The sequence below is a fragment of the uncultured Kordia sp. genome, from assembly GCF_947489565.1.
Taxonomy (GTDB): domain Bacteria; phylum Bacteroidota; class Bacteroidia; order Flavobacteriales; family Flavobacteriaceae; genus Kordia.
In genome coordinates this window covers 1-25,122 of the sequence record NZ_CANLEA010000029.1, presented here as the reverse complement: position 1 = coordinate 25,122, position 25,122 = coordinate 1, and the positions used below count along the sequence as shown (strand labels likewise).

14 protein-coding genes and 1 pseudogene are annotated in these 25,122 nt (G+C 37.1%); 13 read left to right on the top strand and 2 right to left on the bottom strand.

The genetic code is table 11. The features are described from left to right. Nucleotides 1-10 precede the first annotated feature (10 nt). The 6 genes from Q0845_RS25430 (at nt 11) to Q0845_RS25405 (ending at nt 3,463) form a co-directional block, all read left to right on the top strand. Nucleotides 11-1,138: an Mrp/NBP35 family ATP-binding protein gene (locus tag Q0845_RS25430; RefSeq protein ID WP_298520104.1), complete on the top strand. Its 1,128-nt coding sequence runs from the start codon at nt 11-13 to the stop codon at nt 1,136-1,138. Between the two features lie 19 nt (nt 1,139-1,157). Continuing rightward, entirely contained in the window at nt 1,158-1,397 is a 240-nt protein-coding gene (locus Q0845_RS25425; RefSeq protein WP_298520102.1) for a NifU family protein, read from the top strand. A 67-nt stretch (nt 1,398-1,464) separates the two neighbouring features. Then, on the top strand, nt 1,465-2,520 hold the full coding sequence (locus tag Q0845_RS25420; RefSeq protein ID WP_298520099.1) for an NAD(P)/FAD-dependent oxidoreductase: 1,056 nt from the start codon (nt 1,465-1,467) through the stop codon (nt 2,518-2,520). Nucleotides 2,521-2,528: 8 nt separating this feature from the next. Further along, nucleotides 2,529-2,774, top strand: coding sequence for a hypothetical protein (locus Q0845_RS25415; protein WP_298520097.1), 246 nt, complete (start codon nt 2,529-2,531; stop codon nt 2,772-2,774). Between the two features lie 60 nt (nt 2,775-2,834). Further along, on the top strand, nt 2,835-3,170 hold the full coding sequence (locus tag Q0845_RS25410; protein WP_298520094.1) for a 2Fe-2S iron-sulfur cluster-binding protein: 336 nt from the start codon (nt 2,835-2,837) through the stop codon (nt 3,168-3,170). A gap of 122 nt (nt 3,171-3,292) precedes the next feature. Next, nucleotides 3,293-3,463 carry a hypothetical protein gene (locus tag Q0845_RS25405; protein WP_298520091.1) on the top strand — a complete coding sequence of 57 codons (171 nt, stop codon included), beginning with the start codon at nt 3,293-3,295 and terminating at the stop codon, nt 3,461-3,463. Between the two features lie 299 nt (nt 3,464-3,762). On the opposite strand, the gene Q0845_RS25400 is transcribed toward Q0845_RS25405, so the two are convergent. Further along, on the bottom strand, nt 3,763-4,170 hold the full coding sequence (locus Q0845_RS25400; RefSeq protein WP_298520088.1) for a hypothetical protein: 408 nt from the start codon (nt 4,168-4,170) through the stop codon (nt 3,763-3,765). Between the two features lie 276 nt (nt 4,171-4,446). Here Q0845_RS25400 and Q0845_RS25395 point away from each other — a divergent pair, with 276 nt between their 5' ends. Further along, on the top strand, nt 4,447-6,822 hold the full coding sequence (locus Q0845_RS25395; RefSeq protein ID WP_298520085.1) for a GAF domain-containing protein: 2,376 nt from the start codon (nt 4,447-4,449) through the stop codon (nt 6,820-6,822). A gap of 13 nt (nt 6,823-6,835) precedes the next feature. Here Q0845_RS25395 and Q0845_RS25390 read toward each other — a convergent pair whose 3' ends face one another. Continuing rightward, nucleotides 6,836-8,080: a Pycsar system effector family protein gene (locus Q0845_RS25390; RefSeq protein WP_298520082.1), complete on the bottom strand. Its 1,245-nt coding sequence runs from the start codon at nt 8,078-8,080 to the stop codon at nt 6,836-6,838. Nucleotides 8,081-8,269: 189 nt separating this feature from the next. On the opposite strand from Q0845_RS25390, the gene Q0845_RS25385 reads away from it, so the two are divergent. The 6 genes and pseudogenes from Q0845_RS25385 to Q0845_RS25360 form a co-directional block, all read left to right on the top strand. Then, entirely contained in the window at nt 8,270-8,764 is a 495-nt protein-coding gene (locus tag Q0845_RS25385; protein ID WP_298520078.1) for a peroxiredoxin, read from the top strand. Further along, nucleotides 8,761-9,018: a glutaredoxin family protein gene (locus tag Q0845_RS25380; protein WP_298520074.1), complete on the top strand. Its 258-nt coding sequence runs from the start codon at nt 8,761-8,763 to the stop codon at nt 9,016-9,018. The genes Q0845_RS25385 and Q0845_RS25380 overlap by 4 nt, the downstream gene beginning before the upstream one ends. After that, a complete protein-coding gene (locus Q0845_RS25375) occupies nt 9,015-9,269 on the top strand; it encodes a peptide methionine sulfoxide reductase (RefSeq protein ID WP_298520069.1) in 255 nt (84 codons plus the stop codon). The genes Q0845_RS25380 and Q0845_RS25375 overlap by 4 nt, the downstream gene beginning before the upstream one ends. 47 nt (nt 9,270-9,316) lie before the next feature. Next, entirely contained in the window at nt 9,317-13,003 is a 3,687-nt protein-coding gene (locus Q0845_RS25370; RefSeq protein WP_298520065.1) for a metallophosphoesterase, read from the top strand. A gap of 50 nt (nt 13,004-13,053) precedes the next feature. Beyond that, a complete protein-coding gene (locus Q0845_RS25365; RefSeq protein ID WP_298520063.1) occupies nt 13,054-13,743 on the top strand; it encodes a DUF6090 family protein in 690 nt (229 codons plus the stop codon). A 1,113-nt stretch (nt 13,744-14,856) separates the two neighbouring features. Further along, nucleotides 14,857-25,122: pseudogene (locus tag Q0845_RS25360) on the top strand (hypothetical protein); the annotation flags it as partial.

Genomic DNA, 25,122 nt, shown 5'->3' with positions numbered 1-25,122 from the left:
TTACATTCAAGTGAAAATAGAAAAGAAAGATATACAAGCAGCCTTAAGTACCATCACCGTTCCTGGAGAAGGTGCCAACATGATTGCTAGCGGAGCCATACGAAACATTATGACATTTGCAGATGAGATTGTCGTTGACATTGTCATTACAAATCCTGCATTACAAGCCAAGAAAAAAGTAGAAGCAGATATTACGTCTGTATTGCGCGAAAAAGTATATGCAGATGCAAAAGTGAAAGTAAATATCAAAGTAGAGCGACCAGAAAAGCCAGAAATTAAAGGAAAGCAATTGCCAAATATCAAAAATATTATTGCAGTAGCTTCTGGAAAAGGTGGCGTAGGGAAATCTACCGTAACCGCAAATTTAGCCGTAACCTTAGCGGGAATGGGCTTTAAAGTAGGTGTGTTAGATGCCGATATTTACGGACCATCTATGCCAATTATGTTTGATGTAGAAGGAGAAAAACCTTTGGCAGTTCGTGTAGATGGCGCTTCTAAAATGAAACCTGTAGAAAGCTATGGAGTTAAAATTCTTTCTATCGGATTCTTTACAAAACCAAATCAAGCAGTAGTTTGGCGTGGACCTATGGCGAGTAAAGCCTTAAACCAAATGATCTTTGATGCCGCTTGGGGCGAATTGGACTTTTTACTATTAGACTTGCCTCCGGGAACAGGAGACATTCATTTAAGTATCATGCAATCCTTACCAATCACAGGAGCCGTTGTCGTAAGTACACCGCAAAACGTGGCTTTGGCAGATGCTAAAAAAGGAGTTGCTATGTTTCAGCAAGACAGCATAAACGTTCCAGTATTGGGAATTATAGAAAATATGGCGTACTTTACTCCTGAAGAATTGCCAAACAATAAATATTACATCTTCGGAAAAGAAGGTGCCAAAAACCTAGCAGCAGATATTGAAGTACCATTTTTAGGAGAAATTCCATTGATACAAAGTATTCGTGAAGCTGGCGATGTTGGAAGACCTGCAGCAATGCAAACCGCTACATTAATTGAAGCAGCTTTTGAGTCGCTGACAAGAAATGTAGTACAAGAAGTGGTAAACAGAAACGAAAGTTTACCTGCTACAGAAGTTATTAAAATTACAACAATGGCTGGATGTTCAGCTGTAAAAAAATAATCACTTAAACATGGTACAAATGACTAGTGAAGAAATAAAAGACAACGTAGAAAAGGCCTTAGACGAAATTCGTCCTTTTTTACAAAGTGATGGCGGCGATATTAGACTCGTAGATATTGAAAATGATACGTTGGTAAAAGTACAGCTAGAAGGTGCGTGCGCAGGTTGTAGTGTAAACCAAATGACGCTTAAATCAGGTGTTGAAATGACTATCAAAAAACATGTGCCACAAATTGAAAAAGTAATTAGTGTGGACTAACTGATAAATGTCATAAAACGACAATATCAGACATGTTATTTTTGTAATAGAACTATTAGAAAAGAAAATGATTAAGACCGATATACTTATTATTGGAGCAGGTCCTACAGGACTTTTTACTGTATTTGAAGCAGGATTATTAAAATTAAAATGTCACCTTATAGATGCCTTGCCACAACCAGGTGGACAATGTGCCGAAATTTATCCCAAAAAACCTATCTATGATATTCCAGGATACCCTGAAGTATTAGCGGGCGATTTGGTAGACAATTTAATGAAGCAAATTGAACCGTTTGAACCTACATTTACACTAGGAGAACGCGCGCAAACAATTGAAAAACTAGACGATGGAACCTTCATCGTAACTACAAATAAAGGAACAAAACATCATGCGCCAATTGTTGCCATTGCTGGCGGATTGGGAAGTTTTGAACCGCGAAAACCACCTATTCAAAACTTAGCAAACTACGAAGACAAAGGTGTCGAATATATTATTCGTGATCCGGAAATCTATCGCAATAAAAAAGTAGTCATTGCTGGTGGAGGAGATTCTGCGTTAGATTGGAGTATCTTTTTAACCGATGTTGCTTCAGAAGTAACGTTAGTGCACAGACGTACAGAATTTCGTGGTGCTTTGGATTCTGTTGAAAAAGTACAAGAACTCAAAAATCTTGGAAAAATCAACCTAATTACGCCTGCGGAAATTACAGGAATTCATGGAGAAAATCATGTAACAGGTGTTGAGGTGACTAAAAAAGGAGAAGCATCTTTTACGTTAGAAACCGATCATTTCATTCCACTTTTCGGATTGGCACCAAAACTGGGGCCTATTGCCGATTGGGGATTAGAAATTGAGAAAAACGCTATAAAGGTTGATAATACTTTAGACTATCAAACCAACATTCCAGGAATTTACGCCATTGGTGATGTAAATACGTATCCAGGGAAGTTAAAATTGATTCTTTGCGGATTTCATGAAGCTACATTAATGTGTCAAAGTGCGTATCAGCGTATCTTTCCAGACAAAAAATATGTCATGAAATACACCACAGTAAGCGGAATTGATGGTTTTGATGGAACACGTAAAGAAGCACCAAAAGCTGTTGTAAAAGCCATTAATTAAAAACTTAGGTGAAACAAGTAGAAGGTCTTGTAAGTTGTATTCTTTCCATAGGAATCTTATTTGGAGCAGTATTGTTAGATACAAAATATCAAGTAATCTTTACTACGGTTATTGTTTTTGTCTTATTATTGATTGCCATGATAGTTGCATATCGTGCTAAGAAAAAACAGATAGTACTAGGAATAGGAGCCGCTTTTTTATTTATAATCTTTTTATTCATGTTTATTATTTACGATTTAAGCAGGCTACATTAAAAAACCTGATTATTTTTGTTAAATCAATATCGTAAATCATAAAATCGTTAATCAAATATCATGTCAGCAGTAGACATCAACATAAAAATAAAGGACAGAGAAGGTGTTACACACGAAATTGTAGCACCAACCGATATGGCAATGAATTTAATGGAAGTGGTGCGTTCGTATGAACTTGCTCCCGAAGGAACTATTGGAATTTGTGGCGGAATGGCCATGTGTGCTTCTTGTCAATGTTATGTACACTCTGATCACGAATTGCCAGAAATGAGCGTTGATGAAGACATGATGCTTGCCGAAGCGTTCTACGTGGAAGACAACAGCCGCTTAGGTTGCCAAATTCAAATGACGCCAGAATTGGATGGTTTGGAAGTGGAATTGGCTCCAGAGAGTTGATATTGTTCAATCTACATTCTAGAAATTCCCCGCTATTTATAAATCACGATAATAGTCCATTTTTATTCTTATAGCATTTGAGTACTTTCCGTTCATTATTAATTTTTTAATGCATAATTATTATGAAGAAAAAGAATCTTAAATCCCTAAGACTGAACAAAAATGTGATTTCAAATGATTTAAACAATGTGCTTGGTGGAACAGTGCCAAAATGGAAAATTAAAATTCCATCAAACACCTGTCAAACAAATTGTGATCCTTGTACAAGTTGGTGTCCAAGTGGTAATGCATAAACAATAAAGCGGACTTCGGTTCGCTTTTTTAATACAGAATGGTTTTATAAAGAAACCTAAACTTTCAAGCATTTCTCGATACAACGAATCTGCAATTCGTCACTCGAAAAGACGTTAGTGTTTCAAAGTATATTCTAGAGTTTTCCAAACGTCTCTTCGAGTGATTTTTCGAAATGCGATGAAGAGAAATAGTATTTCGACTGTACTCAATAGAACTATTGAGAAGTACTTGGGAACTAAGAAGCTAAAAGCAAAGCGTTTCTAAGCAAGTCTAAAAATCTAAGTCAGTCTAAGCAAATCTAATACACATAGATCTTAGCATATTCAGAAATGAAGCAATCGTTACAATCGCCAGTAAGGAATAAATTGCCATCATGAAACTGAATAATGTTTCTAAATTCATTGTCTTCAATAAGCAATTCGTGTTCGCCACTCAGAATAATAGATTCTCCAGTTTCAATCGTATAATTAGTTTCAGAAACCAATTCGTTATTTATATAGCGCTTAATGGTTGTTGCAGAAATTTGAAGTTGTTGTATAGTTCCTGTAGATTCTGGTGTATGCGTCCAACCGCCAATTCCTCCAGAAGATTGAATCCAGCTCCAATTTCCAATAATACTTGAATTTGTAACGGCTGTTTGATCGTCATCATTGGAGCAACTTAAAAGTGTGAATCCAATAAAAAAGCAAAAAATAAATTGTTTCATGGTATTGTTTGTTATGTCTGTAAGATGAACTACAGATATAATAGTTGCGTTTAAAAATGTTAAAAATTTGAACATTCTTAAACAAACGACCAAGTAAACAGACGAATCAGCAAAAAGGCAAATCAACAGTAAAAAACCTGTAACATTTCGCACATAAATACGTCTAAACTATACTGTTTCAAACAGAAAAAACAATAGCAGTATAAAGCTTTCAAATAGCTTTAACGCTTGCACAACCAAGGATTTCGTATCTTTGTAAATCAAATAGTCTCGATTATGGACAAGAAACATATAAACCACGATATAAATTTACCACTTCAACTACTAGTCAGTTTCGACCAAGTCATGTCTTTTTATGATCAATATGTAGAAGATGAAAATCACCCTTACCACAAATCAGCGGTAGAAATTGTAAAATATTTAGATAACTATCCTGAGTTGCGAGAAGGAATTAAAGACTTCTCGAAAATTGAACAGTATAGTGATCAAATTGATTTGATTTTGGATGGTTTGTTTCCGCAAATCCTTACGGACAATGAAATTAAAGTGGCAACCATTCCTTTTTCGTTTCAATCGTTTTACTACACAAACAGACTCAAAACAATTCTGAAAAATGCAGGAGAAGACTATGATTTCACAGCTAGAAATTTAGCTGAAAAAGAAATGTATTTGCATGCTTGTGTAATGATTTTAAATGTATGTTATGGTTATAAAATTGATTTAAAACGTCCATTTTACTTTGACATTCCCGATGTGAATTTAGGAATCACAAAGCATTATAGAGTTGCGTTTAATGGTGATTTTTGCCAAGTAATTCCAACGGAAAATGCACCAAAAATCACGCAAGAAGATGTGCATTTATTGCTCGATAATTTTGACAATATTGAAGTGTGGAAAGAAAAATTTCCACAAGATAGTTACATTTTTAAAGGGTTCGGAATCATGAATCTATTTGATGTTACCTTTGATGAAACGCTTTCTTCAATTCGATCAAATTTATTACGTAGCGACGATAATTTATTGACAGATGTTCGTCAAAACCTACGTGAATTTTTCAATATAAAAGATTTAGAATTAGGCTATTCTGTATACGTAAGCGGAAAAAAAGAAGGAAAAAGCATCACGCGTATAAAAAAATCTGAAAGCTTAATTTTTAGTCAAGAAAGAGAAATTTCTTGCAGCGGATTTTTCTGTGATGGAATTGCCCAAAAAGTATTTCACAAAAAAGAAACATTGGCAATTTCAAACGTAGATGAATACGGAGAACGAACAGAACAAAATTCGTTCTACCAACGTTTAAAGAACAAAGGAATACAAAGTATCATTTTAATTCCGATCAATGCGAAAGATAACGGCGATTTAGCGATACTCGAAATTGCTTCGCCAAGACCGTATGAACTCAACTCGGTAAATCAGCAAAAGTTGCGTGATATCATTCCAGTATTTGAAGCTGCGGTAACACGTGAAGCAGAATCTTTTCAAAACATTCTAGAAGCAACCATACAAGAACATTATACATCCATTCATCCATCAGTGAAATGGCGTTTTTATGAAGCTGCCGAAAAATATCAAGCGGCATTGACTGAAAATGTTGAAAATCCTTTGGTAGAAGATATTGTTTTTGATGAAGTGCATCCTTTGTTTGGACAAAGTGACATTAAAGGTTCATCGCTTGCTAGAAATACAGCGATTCGTGAAGATTTAACAATCCAATTACAATTAGCAATTGATGTATTGAAAGGCGCGCTGGAAAAAGCAAACTTGCCTATTTATGAAGAGTTGGCTTTTAGAATTAGCGAATATCTAGACCATACGCAAGAAGGATTGAATGCCGGTGATGAATTAGGAATTTTAGAATTTTTAAAGAAAGATATTTATCCAGTTTTCAGACATTTAAAAGATACTGATGAAGATATTGCGAAACTCGTAAACACGTATATGAATCGTTTGGATGACAATCTGAAAGTGGTATACGAAAAGCGAAAAGCCTATGAAAATAGTGTGACAATTTTAAATAATAAATTGGCAAACTATATCGATAAAAAGCAGGAAGAAGCGCAAAAGATGTTTCCACACTATTTTGAACGTTACAAAACAGATGGTGTTGAGTATAACATGTATATCGGTCAATCATTAGTGAAAGACAAAACGTTCCATTCACTATACTTATACAATTTACGTTTGTGGCAATTGCAAAATACCTATGAAATGGAGCAAGTTGCACACAATGCACGAAAAGAAATGGATCATGACTTGCAAGTGGCTTCTTTAATTTTAGTACACAGCAATCCGCTTGCGATTAAATTCCGCATGGACGAAAAGCAATTTGATGTTGATGGCGCGTATAACATTCGTTACGAGATCATTAAAAAACGTATTGACAAAGCAAATATTAAGAACACGACCGATCGTTTAACGGTTCCAGGAAAGATTGCCATTGTATACTCGCAAGACAAAGATGCGCGCGAATACATTAAGTATATCAAATACATGCAATCTAAAAACTACTTTGGAAAACTGGAACAACTTGAATTGGAAGATTTACAAGGTGTTTCAGGTTTACGAGCGTTGCGTGTAGAAGTGATATATCAAGAAGATTTTTGTGAAAAATCATCCATAACAATCGACGAACTAATGGAAGAACTCAAATAGAGTTCTTCTTTTTTTATGGTGTTAACATCGCCATAGCTGTGTCATGTACTTTTCTGCCAGCTTCAGGATCTCTCATATAAAAAGCTACCACAAAAGAAAGAACACTAATCACAATACCAATCATAAAAACGGTATAGGTAGTTCGTAACAAACCGTATTTTCTGTTCAAAACCAGTCCTAAAAAGTATAAATCTTTGGTGAGTGAACCATACAAATAATCGCGATCTTTCATCATTTCGCCCATGGCCCATTCAAATTCATCAAGCTTCATTTTGTGGAAGTTTCCGAAGAACAATAAATTCACTTTTTTATTAGCAACATCTTCTTTGCTAAACTTTCCACGTGTGACATTTGGACGTGTTGCCAAAATAGAAAGTACCATGGATGCAACCGTAAATAATGTAAATATGATGGTTGGGTAAATTAAATAATCGTTTGAGGGATTATCAAGCTTAGATACTAAATTCGATAATACCATAGAAATAATAATGGCATTTACCGATAATAGTATATTTGCCTTTGTGTCTGCAATATCACTTAAGGTAATATGATTTCGTAAAGCCACACGAAACATGGTTTCAATTCCACGTTCGGGCAATTCTATTTTTTCTTTCTTAAACTTTAATTCAGCTTTTTTCTGTTTTAATTTAGAACCTTCTAACTCAATTTTCTTTTTATCTTTTAAAAGTTTCGCCAGATTTTTTCCTTTTTGTTTCTCCCAATTTTTAGAGGCAAAAGTGGTGTGAAACTTGTGCGAATGTGTCAAAAACTTAATATTCTCATCCAGCCATTCGCTTTCGGTTAAAACTCTATCTTTTGTCAATTCCCATTCTTTGCGAAGTAGCTCTGATAAATCACTAAAATTTTTACTTCCAATATGAGAACAATCAGCGTCACAAATCACTTTTTCAAGCTCTGTTTGCGGTGTATATCCCATTTTGGTTGCCATAATTAATTGGCTGACAGTCGTTATGATTTCTTCTGAAACGGAATGCTTTCTTAAAAAATCGGTAGCAATAACAACGCCATCATCTTCATGATCATCCATGCGTTTGGTGTAGCCTGTATCGTGAAACCAAGCAGCAAGAACTAGCAATTCTTTTTCTGCTTCAGAAAGCGATAAGCCTTCAATAATTTCTTCTGTTTTTGAAACTACACGTTTGGTATGCGACAAATTATGATAAACGAATTTGCTGTCTAAATTCGAATTAAAAAATTCAACAACAAACTTCTCAGCTTCAACAATAAGAGTATCCATAAAGATTTTTTAATTTGAGTAAAAATACTAAACTTTAATTAATGTTTACTAAAGATGGGTAAAACGTAAGATTTAGTCATATATTTTCCAGAACCTTTCATAAGGTTTTGTTAAACCTAACAACTGTAAGTTTTTACAGAATAAACGACTATATAAACTCAATAACTAAAAAAGAAAGGGACATTACAAATGTCAAATACAGTAGAAGACAACAATATCTTCAAAGCACCAGAATTCAATGTCAATCAATGGGTAGATGGAAATGGAAACTCCATAAAACCAGTACAACTCTCAGATTTTAAAGGAAATTTTAAAATAATCTATTGTTTTCAAAGTTGGTGTCCAGGTTGTCACAGTCAAGGATTTCCAAGTCTAAAAAAAATGGTCACTGCTTTACAGGATCATCCTAAAATTACATTTCTAGCCATTCAAACCGTTTTCGAAGGATTTGAAGCCAATACGTACGAGAAAATGTTAGAAACTCAACAAAAGTATGGCATACACATTCCATTCGGGCATGATGCAGGAAATGACGGAAAATCAACATCAAACATGATGAATAATTACAAAACTCGTGGCACACCTTGGTTTATATTTATAGACAAGCATGACAATGTCGTATTCGAAAATTTTCACTTAAATGCAGATGCTGCCATTGATTTTTTGAAAGGGCTTCCCAAATGAAAAATACTTTAGAAGTAAAATTATATGGTGCAGCACGTTGCCATAAAACGAACTACTACAAAGAATTATTGACAGCGAAAGCAATTTCATTTCAATTTTTAGATGTAGAAGAAAATGAAGCGCATGCTGAAGCTTTGCGAAACCTGTATGAGAATAAAAAACTCAACTTTCCGACAATCACTATAGGAACCAAAAAACTACGCAATCCTCGTGAAGCGGAACTAGATAAATGGCTGCAAAAATTAATCAAATGACATTACTAGAAAGAATTCAACAATTGCCATTAGGATATTCGGAAGTGTTTTATGAAAAAGTTAAATATGGTGTGACAAAAAGTGAGTTCAATGAAGGAAAAAGTTACAAAGTATATGCCTCAGCATTAGGCGGAAATAACTTCATAAGTCTCAACTATTACTGTACAAGTCAACGCGAAATCTTAAAACCATGCGAAATGCCCGAAGCAAAAGTCACTCACTTTTTAGAAAACTACATATCTATATGTTAACATTTAAAAAATGAATGATTATATTTAAACTGATAAAACAACAACCAATGATAAAATCTTTCCAATTAGTAGGAATAATAGTCTTTATATTGACTTTTAGTGCCTGTGCAACTTTCAAAGCACAATATGCGGAGAAAATGAGCGCAAATTCATACCCAGAAAATAAAGAAATTAAACACTCTTTTTATCTGATTGGCGATGCCGGTAAATCTCCTATAGGAGAAAAAACAAGCGCTTTGCAAATGATGGAAAAAGAACTAAAAGGAGCTTCAAAAAATAGTACAGCCATCTTTTTAGGAGATAATATTTATCCTGAAGGATTGCCAAAAAAAACAAGTGAAGGTAGAGCATATGCAGAACATCAATTGGATGCACAAACCAGCATCGCAAAAGATTTTAAAGGACAAACAATTTTTATTCCAGGAAATCATGATTGGTATAATGGTTTAGGCGGATTAAAACGTCAAGAGAAATACATTGAAAAAGTGCTTGGAAAAGATACGTTTCTTCCTGAAAATGGTTGCCCCATCGAGAAAATTCACATCAATAAAGATATTGAACTAATTCTGGTAGATAGTCAATGGTATCTTACAAATTGGGACAAGCATCCAACCATAAATGATGATTGTGAAATAAAAACGCGTGTAAAATTTCTAGATGAATTTAGTAGTTTAATCAAAAAAGCACGTGGAAAAACAACGATTGTAGCACTGCATCATCCAATGTACACGAATGGTTCACATGGCGGACAATACACATTTAAAAGTCATCTGTCGCCGATTCCAGTATTAGGATCATTAAAGAATTTAATTCGCACTACAAGCGGAATTGCCAATGTAGATATTTCCAACAAGCGTTACAATGAATTTAGAAAACGCATCATCACCATTGCACAAGAAAATGATAAAGTGATTTTCGTATCTGGACACGAACATAGTTTACAGTACATTATAGAAGATAATTTGCGTCAAATAGTAAGTGGTTCTGGAGCAAAAGTATCTGGAACACGCAATGTTGGAGGCGGACAATTTTCGTATGGAACACACGGTTATGCACGATTAGATGTATTTAAAGATGGATCGTCACATGTACGTTTCTATTCTTCCGATGATGATAAAATAGTGTTTGAAACAGAAGTATTACCAGCCAATGTAGCTCGAACAGATACAACATATCCGTCGCAATTTCCAGCAGAAAAATCTGCGTCTATTTACACAGAAGAAGAAACTGCAAAATCGGGATTTGGCACTTTTCTTTGGGGCGAACGTTATCGAAAACAATACAGTACCAAAGTTACGGCACCAACAGTAAACTTAGATACACTTTATGGCGGATTGAAACCTGTGCGAAAAGGTGGTGGAAACCAATCAAAATCATTGCGATTAGAAGATAAAAACGGAGCACAATATGTAATGCGAGCTTTGCGCAAACAAGCCTTGCAATATTTACAAGCAGTACTCTTTAGAGATCAATATATCAAAGGACAATTTGACGATACTTCTACGGAAGATTTAATCTTAGACGTATTTACGGGAGCACATCCGTATGCGCCTTTTGCTATTGGAACCTTGGCAGATGCCGTTGGCGTATATCACACAAATCCGATATTATATTATGTGCCAAAACAAAATGCATTAGGACAATATAATGATGAGTTTGGTGGCGAATTGTATATGATTGAAGAACATACTTCAGAAGGTCATAGCGATAAAGCAAGTTTCGGTTTTCAAGACGAATTGATCAGCACAGATGATTTAATGGACGAATTGCACAAAGATGAAGACATTGTCATTGATGAAGCAGCCTACATTCGCGCACGTTTATTTGATATGATGATTGGCGATTGGGACAGACACCAAGACCAATGGCGTTGGATAAGATTTAAAGAAAACGGCAAAAAAGTATACCGTCCGATGCCGCGTGACCGTGATCAAGCATTTTCAATTATGTCTGATGGATTTTTGTTAGGAGCAGCCGTAAAACTAATTCCGACCGCAAGATTACTTCGTAAATATGACGATGATTTAGTAGATGTAAAAGGTGTCAATGTAGAACCGTATCCGTTAGATATGGAGCTCATTCAACAATCAGAAAAAGGAGTTTGGGACGCAGAAGTAAAACGAATTCAAGAAGGATTAACAGATGCTGTTATTGAAAAAGCATTTTTAGAATTCCCGAAAGAAGTGCGAGATGAACGTGTTGAGGAAATCAAACAAAAGCTAAAAGCAAGACGCGCCAATCTTCAAAAAATAGCAGACAGATATTATGTGCTTGTCAACAAGTTTGCCGTTGTCAAAGGAACCAACAAAGATGATTGGTTTGACATTGAACGTTTGCCAAATGGAAAAACGAAAGTAACAGCATATCGTATCAAAAAAGGAGAAAAGAGCGATAAATTTCACGAACGTACGTATACAAATGATGAAACCAAAGAAATTTGGATTTACGGTTTAGATGATGATGATAAGTTTCATGTATTTGGCGATGGAAAATGCATCACAAGAATTCGCTTGATTGGTGGACAGAATAAAGATGTATACGACATTCAAAATGGTAAAAAAGTAAAAATATACGATTACAAATCGAAGGAAAGTGAGTTTGTAACCAATAAAGGAAGTAAGAAACTTACGGACGATTATGAAACCAATGTATACGATTATAAAAAGCTAAAAAACAATACCAATCAATTAATTCCAACCATCGGATTCAATCCAGATGACGGAATGCTCATTGGAGCTTCCAATACCTATACAAACTATGGTTTTGAACGAAATCCGTTTACCTCAAGACATGGGATTACGGCAGCGTATTATTTTGCTACCAATGGATTTGATTTGGGATATGTGGGAGAATTTGCCAATGTCATTGGAAACTTGAACTTACAAGTAAAAGCACAATTCAACAGTCCAAACTACGCTGTAAACTTCTTCGGATTTGGAAATGAAACACCAAATTTTGAAGCAGATGATGAAGATGGAATTGAAGTTGATTTAGACTTTAACAGAGTAAAAATAAGAACCATTGAAATTGCGCCTTCTGTGGTTTGGCGAGGCGAACTTGGAGCTAGTTTTCAAGCAGGATTGTCCTATGAAAGTAACGAAATAGAACGAACTTCCGGGCGTTTCTTAGAACAAACTTTTCCAGCAAACTCAAGCATATTTGATAAGCAGGATTTTTATGGAGTCAACGCAAAATATCATTTTCAAAATACAGACAATGCCGCTTTTCCAACCATGGGAATGGAAGTGAGTTTTGAAACAGGTTATAAAAACAATGTAAGTACTTCTAAAGGGTTTGGGTATGTCATTCCGGAATTCTCCATTGATCACCGATTAATTACGAGCGGGCAATTAGTGGTTGCTACAAAACTACGTGGACATATCAACTTTGGAGACGAATTTGAATTCTATCAAGGAGCTACTCTTGGTGCTAGAAACGGATTGCGAGGATACAGAAACGAACGTTTTACAGGAAAGCGCGCTTTTGTACAAAGTACAGATCTTCGTTTAAATCTTCGCAAAATAAAAACAGGTTTATTGCCATTAAACATTGGTGTTTTTGGCGGATTTGATTATGGTAGAGTATGGATAAGTGGTGACAATTCTAGAAAATGGAATACATCGCTTGGTGGCGGAATTTGGTTTAATGGTGCAGATATAATGTCAGCAAACATATCATTATTCAATTCTGATGACGGAATGCGTTTTGCATTTGGTTTCGGTTTTGGATTTTAAGGAATATAAAATGATCTATGAAACTATTTAGGAACCAAAGAAGTAAGCTTTTGAAAAACAGAAAACTCGGAAACTACCTACTATATGCCATTGGTGAAATTATCTTGGTTGTAATTGGAATCTTGATAGCAGTTTCGCTAAATAACTGGAACGCAAGTAGGAAAGAACAAAACAAATTGTATAATATTTACAATATTGTTGCGGCGGATTTAAAAAACGACATCAAAGAAATTGACAAAATGCAGTTCTTTTATGATCAGGTAAAACCGTTGTTTAATAAAATACTCAAAGATTCTGTAAAAGCTGTAGATTATGCCTTTAATCCGCAATATACCTATATAATGATTGGATTTCCTGAAATTACATTCAACAAGCGAGGATACAGTCAACTAACAGCATTTAATACAGACAAGTTTCAAGACAGTTTGCCAACGCAAATCATAGAATTCTATACAGAACGCTTGCGTGAAATCAAAATAGATGATGATATGCGAGCCGAAGATATCAAAGAAAACTACTCACATTTTAAAAACAATTATGCATGGTGGTCAGATGTTATTTCATTAAAACCTAATAAAGACTTTATTGAATACGCACTCAATGATCCTGACTATAAAAATAGAATAGCGACTACACATTTTATGGCATACCAAGTATTCTTACCAGAATTAAAAACCTTTAAAAAACAAGCTGAAACAATTTTATCCCAAATAGAAGAGCGTGTACCAAATGAGAATTAATTCATTAGTAGGCTTAAATAAATTGTAAGAAAAAACAAAATACGACGTAAGTGGTTAATATTTGTTTAGTGTAGAAAAAAGAATATTAAACGTAATTATGTATATACAATAAATGTTAGTTTTCTAAATTTCTTTAAAGTGCTGTAAATACACTATTTAATCGATAAACTGCGATATAATACAGTTTAGTTTCATAAAACTATTTGGTTTTAAGAAAATATTAACTATATTTATAAAAGTAAAAGCGATCATTTTATACTTATATATATAATGAATATTATGATCAAAAGGGGCAAAAGAAAATAATGATGTGATTCTTACTTTTTTGGAGTAAAATTTCTAAAACCATAATTAAAGTAAGGTTAAGCCATTCTCAATTATCATTATTTATCTTAATTTTATGACAGTTATTTCTTTCCTTTTTAAGGGTGAGATGTAATATTGATAAGTATTCTAAATAACTATAAATAACATAAAAAACCCGAATCAAGTCTATGAAATCAATTCAAATTTTCTCTAAAACTCAAACGTATTGATTAATTCCCTAAATAGTTTTCTAAGAACTATTTAATCAATTTTCAATAAGCAATCAAAATATATTTACTCTATAGAGTAAATACCTAATTATCTATAATGATTTATGAAAATAAGTCGATATGTGATAGTTACATATAAATAAAAAAACCCCGCAATTGTAAAACTTTGGCGAGCCAACAAAAGCAGGGCAGGATAACAGTTAATTTAATAAAAAACTAACCGTATTATGTTACATCTTTATTTTATCAGAAGTCAGATTAAAGATCCTCTAATCGACTCAATTCCAATACATAAAAGTGCGAAAAATATTGATTTGCTTATTAATGGTAGGTAAGTCGCTTTCAACTTCAATTCGTACTTAAATATAAAGCCAATATTCTAACTAACCAAATATACTTCTATCAAAATAGAAGTGTACTAATATACTTTTCACTTATGTTAAGATATCTTTCAATTATTTACTCGATAGTTAGGCTGTTTTTTGAGGAAGTGAGTAATCGTCATTCCACAATAAAAAAGAGAATTACTACATACAAAATACACCTATTTCAGTTTATTGCAGCGCTAACTGTTTTGATGCTCGTTTTTTCTAATGAAGCTAAAGCACAGGTGGTTACAACTTGGGGAGGTCTGTCAGGAACAGTTCCTGAAAACAATTTTCAAACAAGTAGCTTGTCAGCCGTTGGCGATGGCGTCACTTTTGTAACTGTCGACATTACACGCGGACCTTCAGCCACAACTGGAGGCGCAGAAAACGCAGTGGCTCCTTCACTAGTATTAACCAATAGTTTCAACAATACACGATCTAGTACAGGCATTTCTGGTAATACCTATACCTATACATTTAGCGAGCCAGTACATGTTATCCTTAGTTCTCAGGAACACAGCGAATTAATTCGTACTGAAAATATAAAAATATCAAGTCCAGATGTTGGAGCATTATTTACAGGAAATTTAACTGGAGGACAAACAGGTCATTTTGTAAATAATAACAATACTTCAGAAATTCATATTGGTTCTTCAAGTGCTATTACTACCGCAGGAACATATTGGACAGTACAAAGTAATATTGCTATTACAACCCTTACGGTAGAATATTATGTGACAGATGGAACTGAAGCAGCTTCAGGAGAACCTTTTACATTAGATTTAGCTCCTGTTCCTTACGTTAGACTCGATGATACAAATTTAACTGCCGCAGGAGGAATAAATATCAATGTCCCAGGATGCTCAAAAAGCTCAGAGTTTCTAGATGCAGCAAGTACAGGTGCTACTTCAATCTTCAATGCACCTCATGGTCTCGACTTCATGACCATTACATTGACAAATCCACAAGATGCTGGAGACGAAACATTAAGTATAAAAGGTATATTTCCCGGTATTTCAGTAACAGGAAATAGCACAACAACATTAACGGTCACCAACGAAAGCGCCGATGTAAACACATTAAGAAACACACTTGATGATTTAGTATACGTAAACAGTGCCGCAGTTCCAGAAATTGTGACACCAAGAATCGTAGAAATTACAGTGACCGATCCTTTCGGAAATACATCCGCTACAGTTACAGCAACACTAACACTGACAAATCCCCCTAACTCAGGTGCAACTTCTGGACCGTTTTATGTCTTTACGACAGATACCACAGCAGATTTATTCAATGCTTTGGATGGTTCAGAGGATGCCGGAGGAACATGGGTGGACAATGATTCAACGGGAGCATTATCAGGAAGTACATTAACAGTAGCAAGTTTACCACTTGGTCCTTCAACGTTTAACTATGTCGTTCTGGGAACGGGACCATGTAGTGACGAAACAACTACCGTATTAGTTATAAAACTAGATGGTTCAGAAATAGCATTAACAGCTCCAACAGCTTCATCCAATTGCGGAACTCTAACAACAAGCTATGCAAATCCATTATTTTCAGCAAATTCAGATGATCCAATTTTTGTTTTTGACGGAGGCGCCAATGTTGGACAACTAGAGTGCCCAGCAGGAGCTGGTATAACAACTTATGATTGGTATGTATTCAACCCAACAACAAATTCTTACGTTGACTATGCCATAAATTCAACCAGAATTCAAACTGGATTAGCCGATGGTGGATATTTAGTGGTTAGAAATGATGGAGGAACAATTGAAGAAGGAAGGGCTTGGGTTTGGAATACATCCATTCAAACACAAGCAGGTTCAGATTTTACAGCCTGTCAAGGAGATACGGTAATGCTCAATGGTGTTGCAGCAAATAATACAGATTTCACCTATTACGATCCTGTAGAAAGACCCTTTAGAATAGCAAATACTACAATAGTATCTGTAACCTTTAATGTAACACATACATACATTTCAGATGTTGGATATTATTTAGTGTCACCAGATGGTTTAGTAACCATACCACTAGGACTCAATGAAACAGGAAGTCCATGCTACGCTGCAGATAATGCGGTGAATCTTACATTTACAAACGATCAAACCATAACACCAACTTTACCTGTTTTTGATATTTGTGAATTTGCAAGAAATAATGCCTGTAGTGGCGCAGGACCTGCATTAACAGGAACATACAACGCATACTATTCCGATCCATCCAACAATTCAACAGTCTGTACAGTATTTTCACCAGCAGCAGGAATCAATTTAATTGACATGACGCCACTCAATGGTTATGATGCGAGACAAGGTGGATGGAAAGTACAAATATACGATTGCGAATTCCAAGATTTTGGAGAAATAGACTCAGTAATCATCAGTTTTGTAGATGGCTCAAATACATCAACGTTTACCAGTGGAACCATTCCAAATGGAACGCCCTCAGCACAAATTAATGATGATTCATGTACGGCTGCAACAGCTTCTATTTATGAAGTGCCTTTTACAGCAGCAGTAGCAGCAAGTGAAGCACTAAATATTCAAGATAATATAGGTGTAAATGGATCAGGAGGATATGCTTGGTCTTACAGTACAGACGGACCAACAGGACCTTGGAGTGCTCCTTTTGAAATAGCAACCTTAACACCTTCAGTAACAGTAAACGAAACCACTTGGTTTCGATTAAATGCAGACAACGGAACCATGTGTGCCGGAGAAGATGTAGTGATGGTAACTGTTACAGACAAGCCAGTTTCTGGAACAGGAACAGACAATTATGCCTGCGCCGGAGATGCATTAATAGATTTAAACACATTACTCTTAGGAGCAGATTCAGGAGGAAGTTGGAGTGTAAATGGAAGTTCTCCAGATGCTCCAGGTGGCGATTTCAGCGCAGGAGCAGGAACCTATGATCCAACAACAGGTGGAGTGTATATTTTTGATTACACCGTAAATGCTATGGCACCTTGTGTGGGTAGTGAAGCCACTTCAGTAACAGTTTCGGTTCAAGCAGCGCCAGACTCAGGAACAAACAATACCATAAGTGCAACAACGGCTTCAGGAGTTATTGATCTATTTACAAATCTTGGCGGTTCTCCAGATACAGGAGGAACATGGAGTATCAATGGAAGTTCTGATGCACCTGGAGGAAATTTTGACCAAAGTGCAGGAACATTAAGTAGCTCAGGACTTGCGACTGGAACCTACATTTTTGATTATACAGTAACAAGTTGTTTAGCATCCATAAGTTCTGTCACAATCAACTTTACAGGTGCCATGAACGACATGGACAATGTAGATGAAGCAATCGAAGACGGCGCGCCAAATGGAGGAGATGGTAACAATGATGGAACACCAGACAGTCAACAACCCGATGTTGCTTCCATTCCAGATGCAAATGGGGACTACGTAACTATTGAAGTAAGCTCTCCAAATATAGGAGAAGATTGTAATCAAATTACCTCCATGGTATTGGTGACAGAAGCTTCTTTAGCAAGTCAAGATGCTATCTATGAATATCCGTATGGATTAATAGATTTCTCGTTAGCCTGTGCAGGAAACGGACAATCAGCCCAAGTAAAATATTATTGGTACGGAATCTCTTCTCTAGATGATTTTGATGCCTATCGCAAATTTGGACCATCCACTGCAGGAGGATCTGATCTCGATTATAGAAACAATATTATCGCAATTGCGAGACAAATAGAAAACATAAACGGTACAGATGTACTAACAGTAACCTATACAATTACCGATGACGCTGTCGGAGATGACAATACTGAAATAACGGGAGTCATCGAAGATCCAACAGGACCAGCAGTATTGCCTGCAGGAGATGCCGATGGTGATGGAGTCGTAAATGCTGATGATTTAGATGATGATAACGATGGTATTTTAGACAGTGTTGAATGTGCAGGAATCGCTTCTGGAGCATTAAACAGTCCAGGATTTCCTTCCAACGGAGCAAGTCCAGGAGGAGGAACTTTTCAATTACAATCAGCCGCCGCACCAACAGGAGATGGTACCACAGCGACTCTAAACGGAGTTTTTGGAGGTAGAGCAAATATTACAGCAACACTTATTGACAATGCAGCAACGGGAACACCAGTTTGGAGCAATGGAGTACAAATATTAGATGACGGAGCACCAGTTGATGATTATTTCTACTTCCAACCAACACAGTTAGAAGGATTTGATATCACGGATCCAGCAGCAGGAGATCACATGTTAATAACAATCGATCTACTTGCAGGAGCTACGAATTTTGAAATGACTGTAGCAGGTTTAAATGGAGGCGATATATTTGAATTTGAAGCCAGCTACGAAGGAGTGCCAGTTACCATAAACGCTAGTAATTTTGACAACTTAGATGACAACATACCTGTTGGCACAGGAACAGTTACGGTAACACCAAGTGGAACAGGTCTAGAAGGAAATACCTCTGTTGGAGGAACCAACGTAGATGCTAACAGGGGACGAATTACAATTCCAGGACCAGTGGATACAATTATCATCAGAGGTGGTAAAAATGCAGGACAAACAACTACGGTAACAACAGCAATAACATTAGTGTCTTTTACATCATTAAATGATGATGATGGAGACGGAATTGCCAATTGTTTTGATACAGATTCTGATAACGACGGTTGCCCAGATGCAGTAGAAGCCGCAGGAAGTTTTACAACGACAGATTTAGATGGAGATGATAGTCTGGGAGATACTGTAGGAACTACCGCAGGAGTCGATGAAGGTGTTCCAACTGTAGCAGGAACTGGACAAGCAACAACCGCAGATGTAACAACTTCAGGTCCAGATACAGATAATGATGGAATAGCAGATGCCTGTGATGATTTTAATGATTCAGACGGAGATGGTGTAGAAGATAGTGTAGATGTTTGTCCAGGAGGAGATGATACTGCAGATGTAGACACAGATGGAATACCAGATTTTTGTGACCAAGACGATGATAATGATGGAATTTTAGATGCGGATGAGAGTTGTGGAGTTTCTGCAGTAGATTTTGGAGCAGGAGGAACTACTACAAACGGTGTCACAGTTGGTGTAACAGGCTTTACCAATGCAGGAACATTCAATAATAGTCTAAATGTTTTTGATAACATACAGTCGTTTACATTTGCAGGAACACAACCTATTGCATCTAATAATTTCTTCTTCAATGTAGCAGCAGTAGGAATACAACAAAATGATATTACTTGGAGTTTTTCAGGAAATACTGTTACAGAAGTATACTTACATATAAATAGTATCGATCAAGTACAATTTGAATTTGATAGATCATTACCAGCAAACGCAAATATTGATGTGCAAATACTTTCAGGGAATGATTATTCTTCAACAGATGATGGTACAGTACTGACAATATTTGATACTGATATTTCTGTACCTATCACGAATTCTACAGATACAAGTATAGCAGATGAAGAGTTAAATGGTCCAAATGGTTTGTCGGCAGACTTTACACTACGTTTTACGCCGACCGCAGGAGCAACCGAGATAACATCTCTAGTAACAACGTTAATAGAAAGAACAACAATTACTACGAATGGAGACGGTGGGCAATATGCTATGGAAGTTGTCGCAGCCAATGATGACGATGGAGATGGAGTTCCAAATTGCTTAGATATAGATGCTGATAATGATGGAATATATGATGTTGTTGAAGCCAACGGAACAGATGTAGATAATGATGGACTCGCAGATGGTTTACCAAATGTAGGAACAGGAATACCTAGCAGTGCAGGAACAGGTTTAGCATTAGTAGAAACAACACTTGGAACATCCAATCACTTAAATACTGATAGTGATGGAGATGGTTGTAGTGATGCTAATGAATATTATAATGATAGTAATGCTGATGGCAACGATGGAGGACAAAATCAATATGGCACGGGAGAACCAGCAGCGGTCAATGCAAATGGTACCGTAATTTCAGCAAGTTATCCAACAACTTTTGGAGATACGGATGCAAATGGAACAGCAGATTATTTAGAATCTGGACCTGATCCAGATACAGATTTGCTAGCCAATGTCTGTGATTTAGATGATGATAACGATGGAAATCCAGATATTACTGATCCAAATTCACAAACACCAATAGCAGAAGACGATACGGCAAATGCAACGGCAGGAGTATCAGAAATCATTCAAATATTAGCTAACGATGACTTTACCGATAATACCGATGGAAATACCGATCCAGACAACAACGACCCTACAAGTATAACGACAATAGAAACGGTTCTCGGAGCTAATACTACGGCTACAGGAACAATAGCATATGATCCAGCTACTGGAGAATTAACCTATACACCAACAGCAGGAGAAGGCGGAACTACCGTAACCATAGAATATCAAGTATGTAATGATGTCAATGGCGATAGTCCAACAACAATTACCGATGATGTTTGTGATACAGCAATAGTTAGAATAACTGTCGCAGAAGGTGATCAAGATGGAGATGGAGTATTAGACAGTGCAGATATCTGTCCAAATGGAGATGATACAGCCGATATTGATAATGATGGTATTCCAGATTTCTGTGACTTGGATGATGATAATGACGGTATTCCAGATGCTACAGAAAATACCTGTGCAGCCACAGAACCATTAGCTGGCTCATCAAACAATATTGCTGTTTGGGAACACCAACGAAACAATATACCAGATTTCTTTGTCCCAATTTCATTAAATAATACATACGTAAGTTCAGCGGGAGAAGAAACTGCAGGACCTGGATTAACAATAGTGCCAGTTTCAGCAGCAGATATAGGATTTGGAAACTTAACAATTCAAGATGTAGATCAACCAGACTTAGCAACTGCGCAGGCAAATGGAGATTATCTAGAATATTCCTTCATTGCTGGAAGTCAGCCGTGGAGAGTAGGTCGCTTATTTGCATTCGATACACCACCAAGTGTATTTAATGGAGGTGGCACAATTTACAATGGATATGACATTACGATTGAAATGTCTAATGATAACTTTGCAACTTCAGTATTAGTATATCAAGATACAGACAATCCTCAAGATATCAATCCTGGTCACGCAGGACAGAACTACTTCACTACTTCTCCTACAGATGTATTTATTGATGCAGGAAGCGTATGGAAAATAAGAATCTATTTCTATGGCAATCCAGTAAGCAATTCAGGGAATGCAACATGGGATAATTTTGTGTTAGCTGGAAGATTATGTATTGACGACTTTGACGGCGATGGTATTCCTAACAATCTTGATCTTGATGCAGATAATGATGGAATATATGATATCGTAGAAGCAGGAGGTACAGATGCAAATAATGATGGTATAGCAGATGGAATCGATGGTGATGATAATGGTATTCCAGATTCAGCAGGAACAGGAATTGTACCAACGGATAGCGGACCAACTCCTGGAACTCCAGATTATTTAGACTACGATAGTGATGAAGATGGTTGTACGGATGCAAATGAAGCCTATGGATATATGAGCCCTGGAGCAGATGGAGATGATGGCGGACAATATGGAACAGATCCTGCGTCTATAAACTCCAATGGAACTGTAGTCGGAGCACCATATACAGATCCGCTAGACGGAGATAATGATGGGACAGATGACTATCAACAAGTCGGTGGACCAGATCAAGATAGTGACGGAATTATCGATGCTTGCGATCCTGTATTTGACGACAACGACGGCGATGGAATCCCAGATACAGTTGATGTCGATGATGACAATGACGGAATCGCAGATGTTGATGAAAACCCAACAGGAGTAGATCCAAGTGCGGACACAGACAATGATGGTGTACCAAACTACTTAGATGATGCACCAGGCGATCCACTAGTTGGAGATGTAAACGGCATGATTGAATCAGGCTTTGATGCAGATAATGATGGCATTCCAAATCACTTCGATCTAGACAGTGACAATGACGGCATCACGGATGTGGTAGAGACTGGCAATGGCGATCTAGACACAGACAATGATGGTGATGTAGACGCTGATGATGCAGTCTTCGCTGATGGTAACATGGATGGTCAGGCTGATAACACAGCAGGAACAATTCCAGCCAACACAGATAGTAATGCAGGAGACGGATCAGACTTTTTAGACATCGATGCAGATGATGATGGTATTCCAGACAATCTAGAAGCACAAACAACAGACAATTACACGCCACCAAGTGGAATAGACAATAACAACAATGGAATCGATGATGCGTATGAAAATGCAGGATTCATAGATAGCCCAGAAAACACAGATACAGATGCAACACCAGACTATCTAGACACAGATAGTGATGATGATGGAGTAAATGATCTAGAAGAAGCAGGTCAAGGTACCTTCACAGGAACGGACACCGATGGTGACGGACTAGATGATGGCTTTGATACCAGCGATGATACAGGAGTAGAACCAGATGTAAATGACAACCTAAACACAGGAGCAGCTGGTACAGATAATGATGACGATCCAAGCACACCAGAAGTTGACTTTAGAGAAGAAATGGACTTTGACGGCGATGGAATCCCAGATACAGTTGATGTCGATGATGATAATGACGGAATTGCTGATGTTGATGAAAACCCAACAGGCGTTGATCCAAGTGCAGATACAGACAATGATGGTGTACCAAACTATCTAGATGATGCACCAGGCGATCCATTAGTTGGAGATGCAAACGGCATGATCGAACCAGGTTTTGATGCAGACAACGATGGCATTCCAAATCATTTCGATTTAGATAGTGACAATGACGGAATCACCGATGTAGTAGAAACGGGCAATGGCGATCTAGACACAGACAATGATGGTGATGTAGACGGCGATGATACTGTATTTGCTGATAGCAATATGGATGGTCAGGCTGATAATACGGCAGGAACAACGCCAGCAAATACAGATAGCAATGCAGGAGACGGACCAGACTTTTTAGACATCGACGCCGATGATGATGGAATTCCAGACAATGTAGAAGCACAAACAACAGACAGTTACACACCACCAAGTGGAATAGACAGTAACAACAACGGAATCGATGATGCGTATGAAAATGCAGGCTTCATCGACAGCCCAGAAAATACAGATACAGATATCACTCCAGATTACTTAGATACCGACAGTGATGATGATGGTATTGACGATGTGGATGAAGCAGGTCAAGGAACTTTCACAGGAACGGACACCGATGGTGACGGACTAGATGACGGCTTCGATACCAGCGACGATACAGGAGTAGAACCAGATGTAAATGACAACCTAAACACAGGAGCATCAGGAACGGATAACAACGATGATCCAAGCACACCAGAAGTTGACTTTAGAGAAGAAATGGACTTTGACGGCGATGGAATCCCAGATGCAGATGATGTCGATGATGACAATGACGGAATTGCTGATGTAGATGAAAATCCAACAGGCGTCGATCCAAGCGCAGATACAGACAATGATGGTGTACCAAACTATCTAGATGATGCACCAGGCGATCCATTAGTTGGAGATGCAAACGGCATGATCGAACCAGGTTTTGATGCAGACAACGATGGCATTCCAAATCATTTCGATCTAGATAGTGACAATGACGGAATCACAGATGTAGTAGAAACAGGCAATGGTGATTTAGACACAGATAATGATGGTGATGTAGATGCAGATGATGCTGTATTTGCTGATGGTAACATGGATGGTCAGGCTGATAATACGGCAGGAACAATTCCAGCCAATACAGATAGTAATGCAGGAGACGGACCAGACTTTTTAGACATCGATGCAGATGATGATGGAATTCCAGACAATGTAGAAGCACAAACAACAGATAGTTACACGCCACCAAGTGGAATAGACAATAACAACAACGGAATCGATGATGCATACGAAAATGCAGGCTTCATCGACAGCCCAGAAAATACAGATACAGATATCACTCCAGATTACCTAGACACAGATAGTGATGATGATGGAGTAAATGATCTAGAAGAAGCAGGTCAAGGTACCTTCACAGGAACGGACACCGATGGTGACGGACTAGATGACGGATTCGATACTAGCGACGATACAGGAGTACAACCAGATGTAAATGACAACCTAAACACAGGAGCAGCTGGTACAGATAATGACGACGATCCAAGCACACCAGAAGTTGACTTTAGAGAAGAAATGGACTTTGACGGCGATGGTATTCCAGATACAGTTGATGTTGATGATGACAATGACGGAATCGCTGATGTTGATGAAAATCCAACAGGCGTCGATCCAAGTGCAGACACAGACAATGATGGTGTACCAAACTATCTAGATGATGCGCCAGGCGATCCACTAGTTGGAGATGCAAACGGCATGATCGAACCAGGTTTTGATGCAGACAATGATGGCATTCCAAATCACTTCGATCTAGACAGTGACAATGACGGCATTACGGATGTAGTAGAAACAGGTAATGGCGATCTAGACACAGACAATGATGGTGAT

Bases quoted from the DNA above. Each gene is read 5' to 3' on its own strand.
- Q0845_RS25425 (WP_298520102.1), top strand. From the start codon at position 1,158: ATGACTAGTGAAGAAATAAAAGACAACGTAGAAAAGGCCTTAGACGAA.
- Q0845_RS25420 (WP_298520099.1), top strand. From the start codon at position 1,465: ATGATTAAGACCGATATACTTATTATTGGAGCAGGTCCTACAGGACTT.
- Q0845_RS25410 (WP_298520094.1), top strand. From the start codon at position 2,835: ATGTCAGCAGTAGACATCAACATAAAAATAAAGGACAGAGAAGGTGTT.
- Q0845_RS25405 (WP_298520091.1), top strand. From the start codon at position 3,293: ATGAAGAAAAAGAATCTTAAATCCCTAAGACTGAACAAAAATGTGATT.
- Q0845_RS25400 (WP_298520088.1), bottom strand. From the start codon at position 4,170: ATGAAACAATTTATTTTTTGCTTTTTTATTGGATTCACACTTTTAAGT.
- Q0845_RS25395 (WP_298520085.1), top strand. From the start codon at position 4,447: ATGGACAAGAAACATATAAACCACGATATAAATTTACCACTTCAACTA.
- Q0845_RS25390 (WP_298520082.1), bottom strand. From the start codon at position 8,080: ATGGATACTCTTATTGTTGAAGCTGAGAAGTTTGTTGTTGAATTTTTT.
- Q0845_RS25385 (WP_298520078.1), top strand. From the start codon at position 8,270: ATGTCAAATACAGTAGAAGACAACAATATCTTCAAAGCACCAGAATTC.
- Q0845_RS25380 (WP_298520074.1), top strand. From the start codon at position 8,761: ATGAAAAATACTTTAGAAGTAAAATTATATGGTGCAGCACGTTGCCAT.
- Q0845_RS25375 (WP_298520069.1), top strand. From the start codon at position 9,015: ATGACATTACTAGAAAGAATTCAACAATTGCCATTAGGATATTCGGAA.
- Q0845_RS25370 (WP_298520065.1), top strand. From the start codon at position 9,317: ATGATAAAATCTTTCCAATTAGTAGGAATAATAGTCTTTATATTGACT.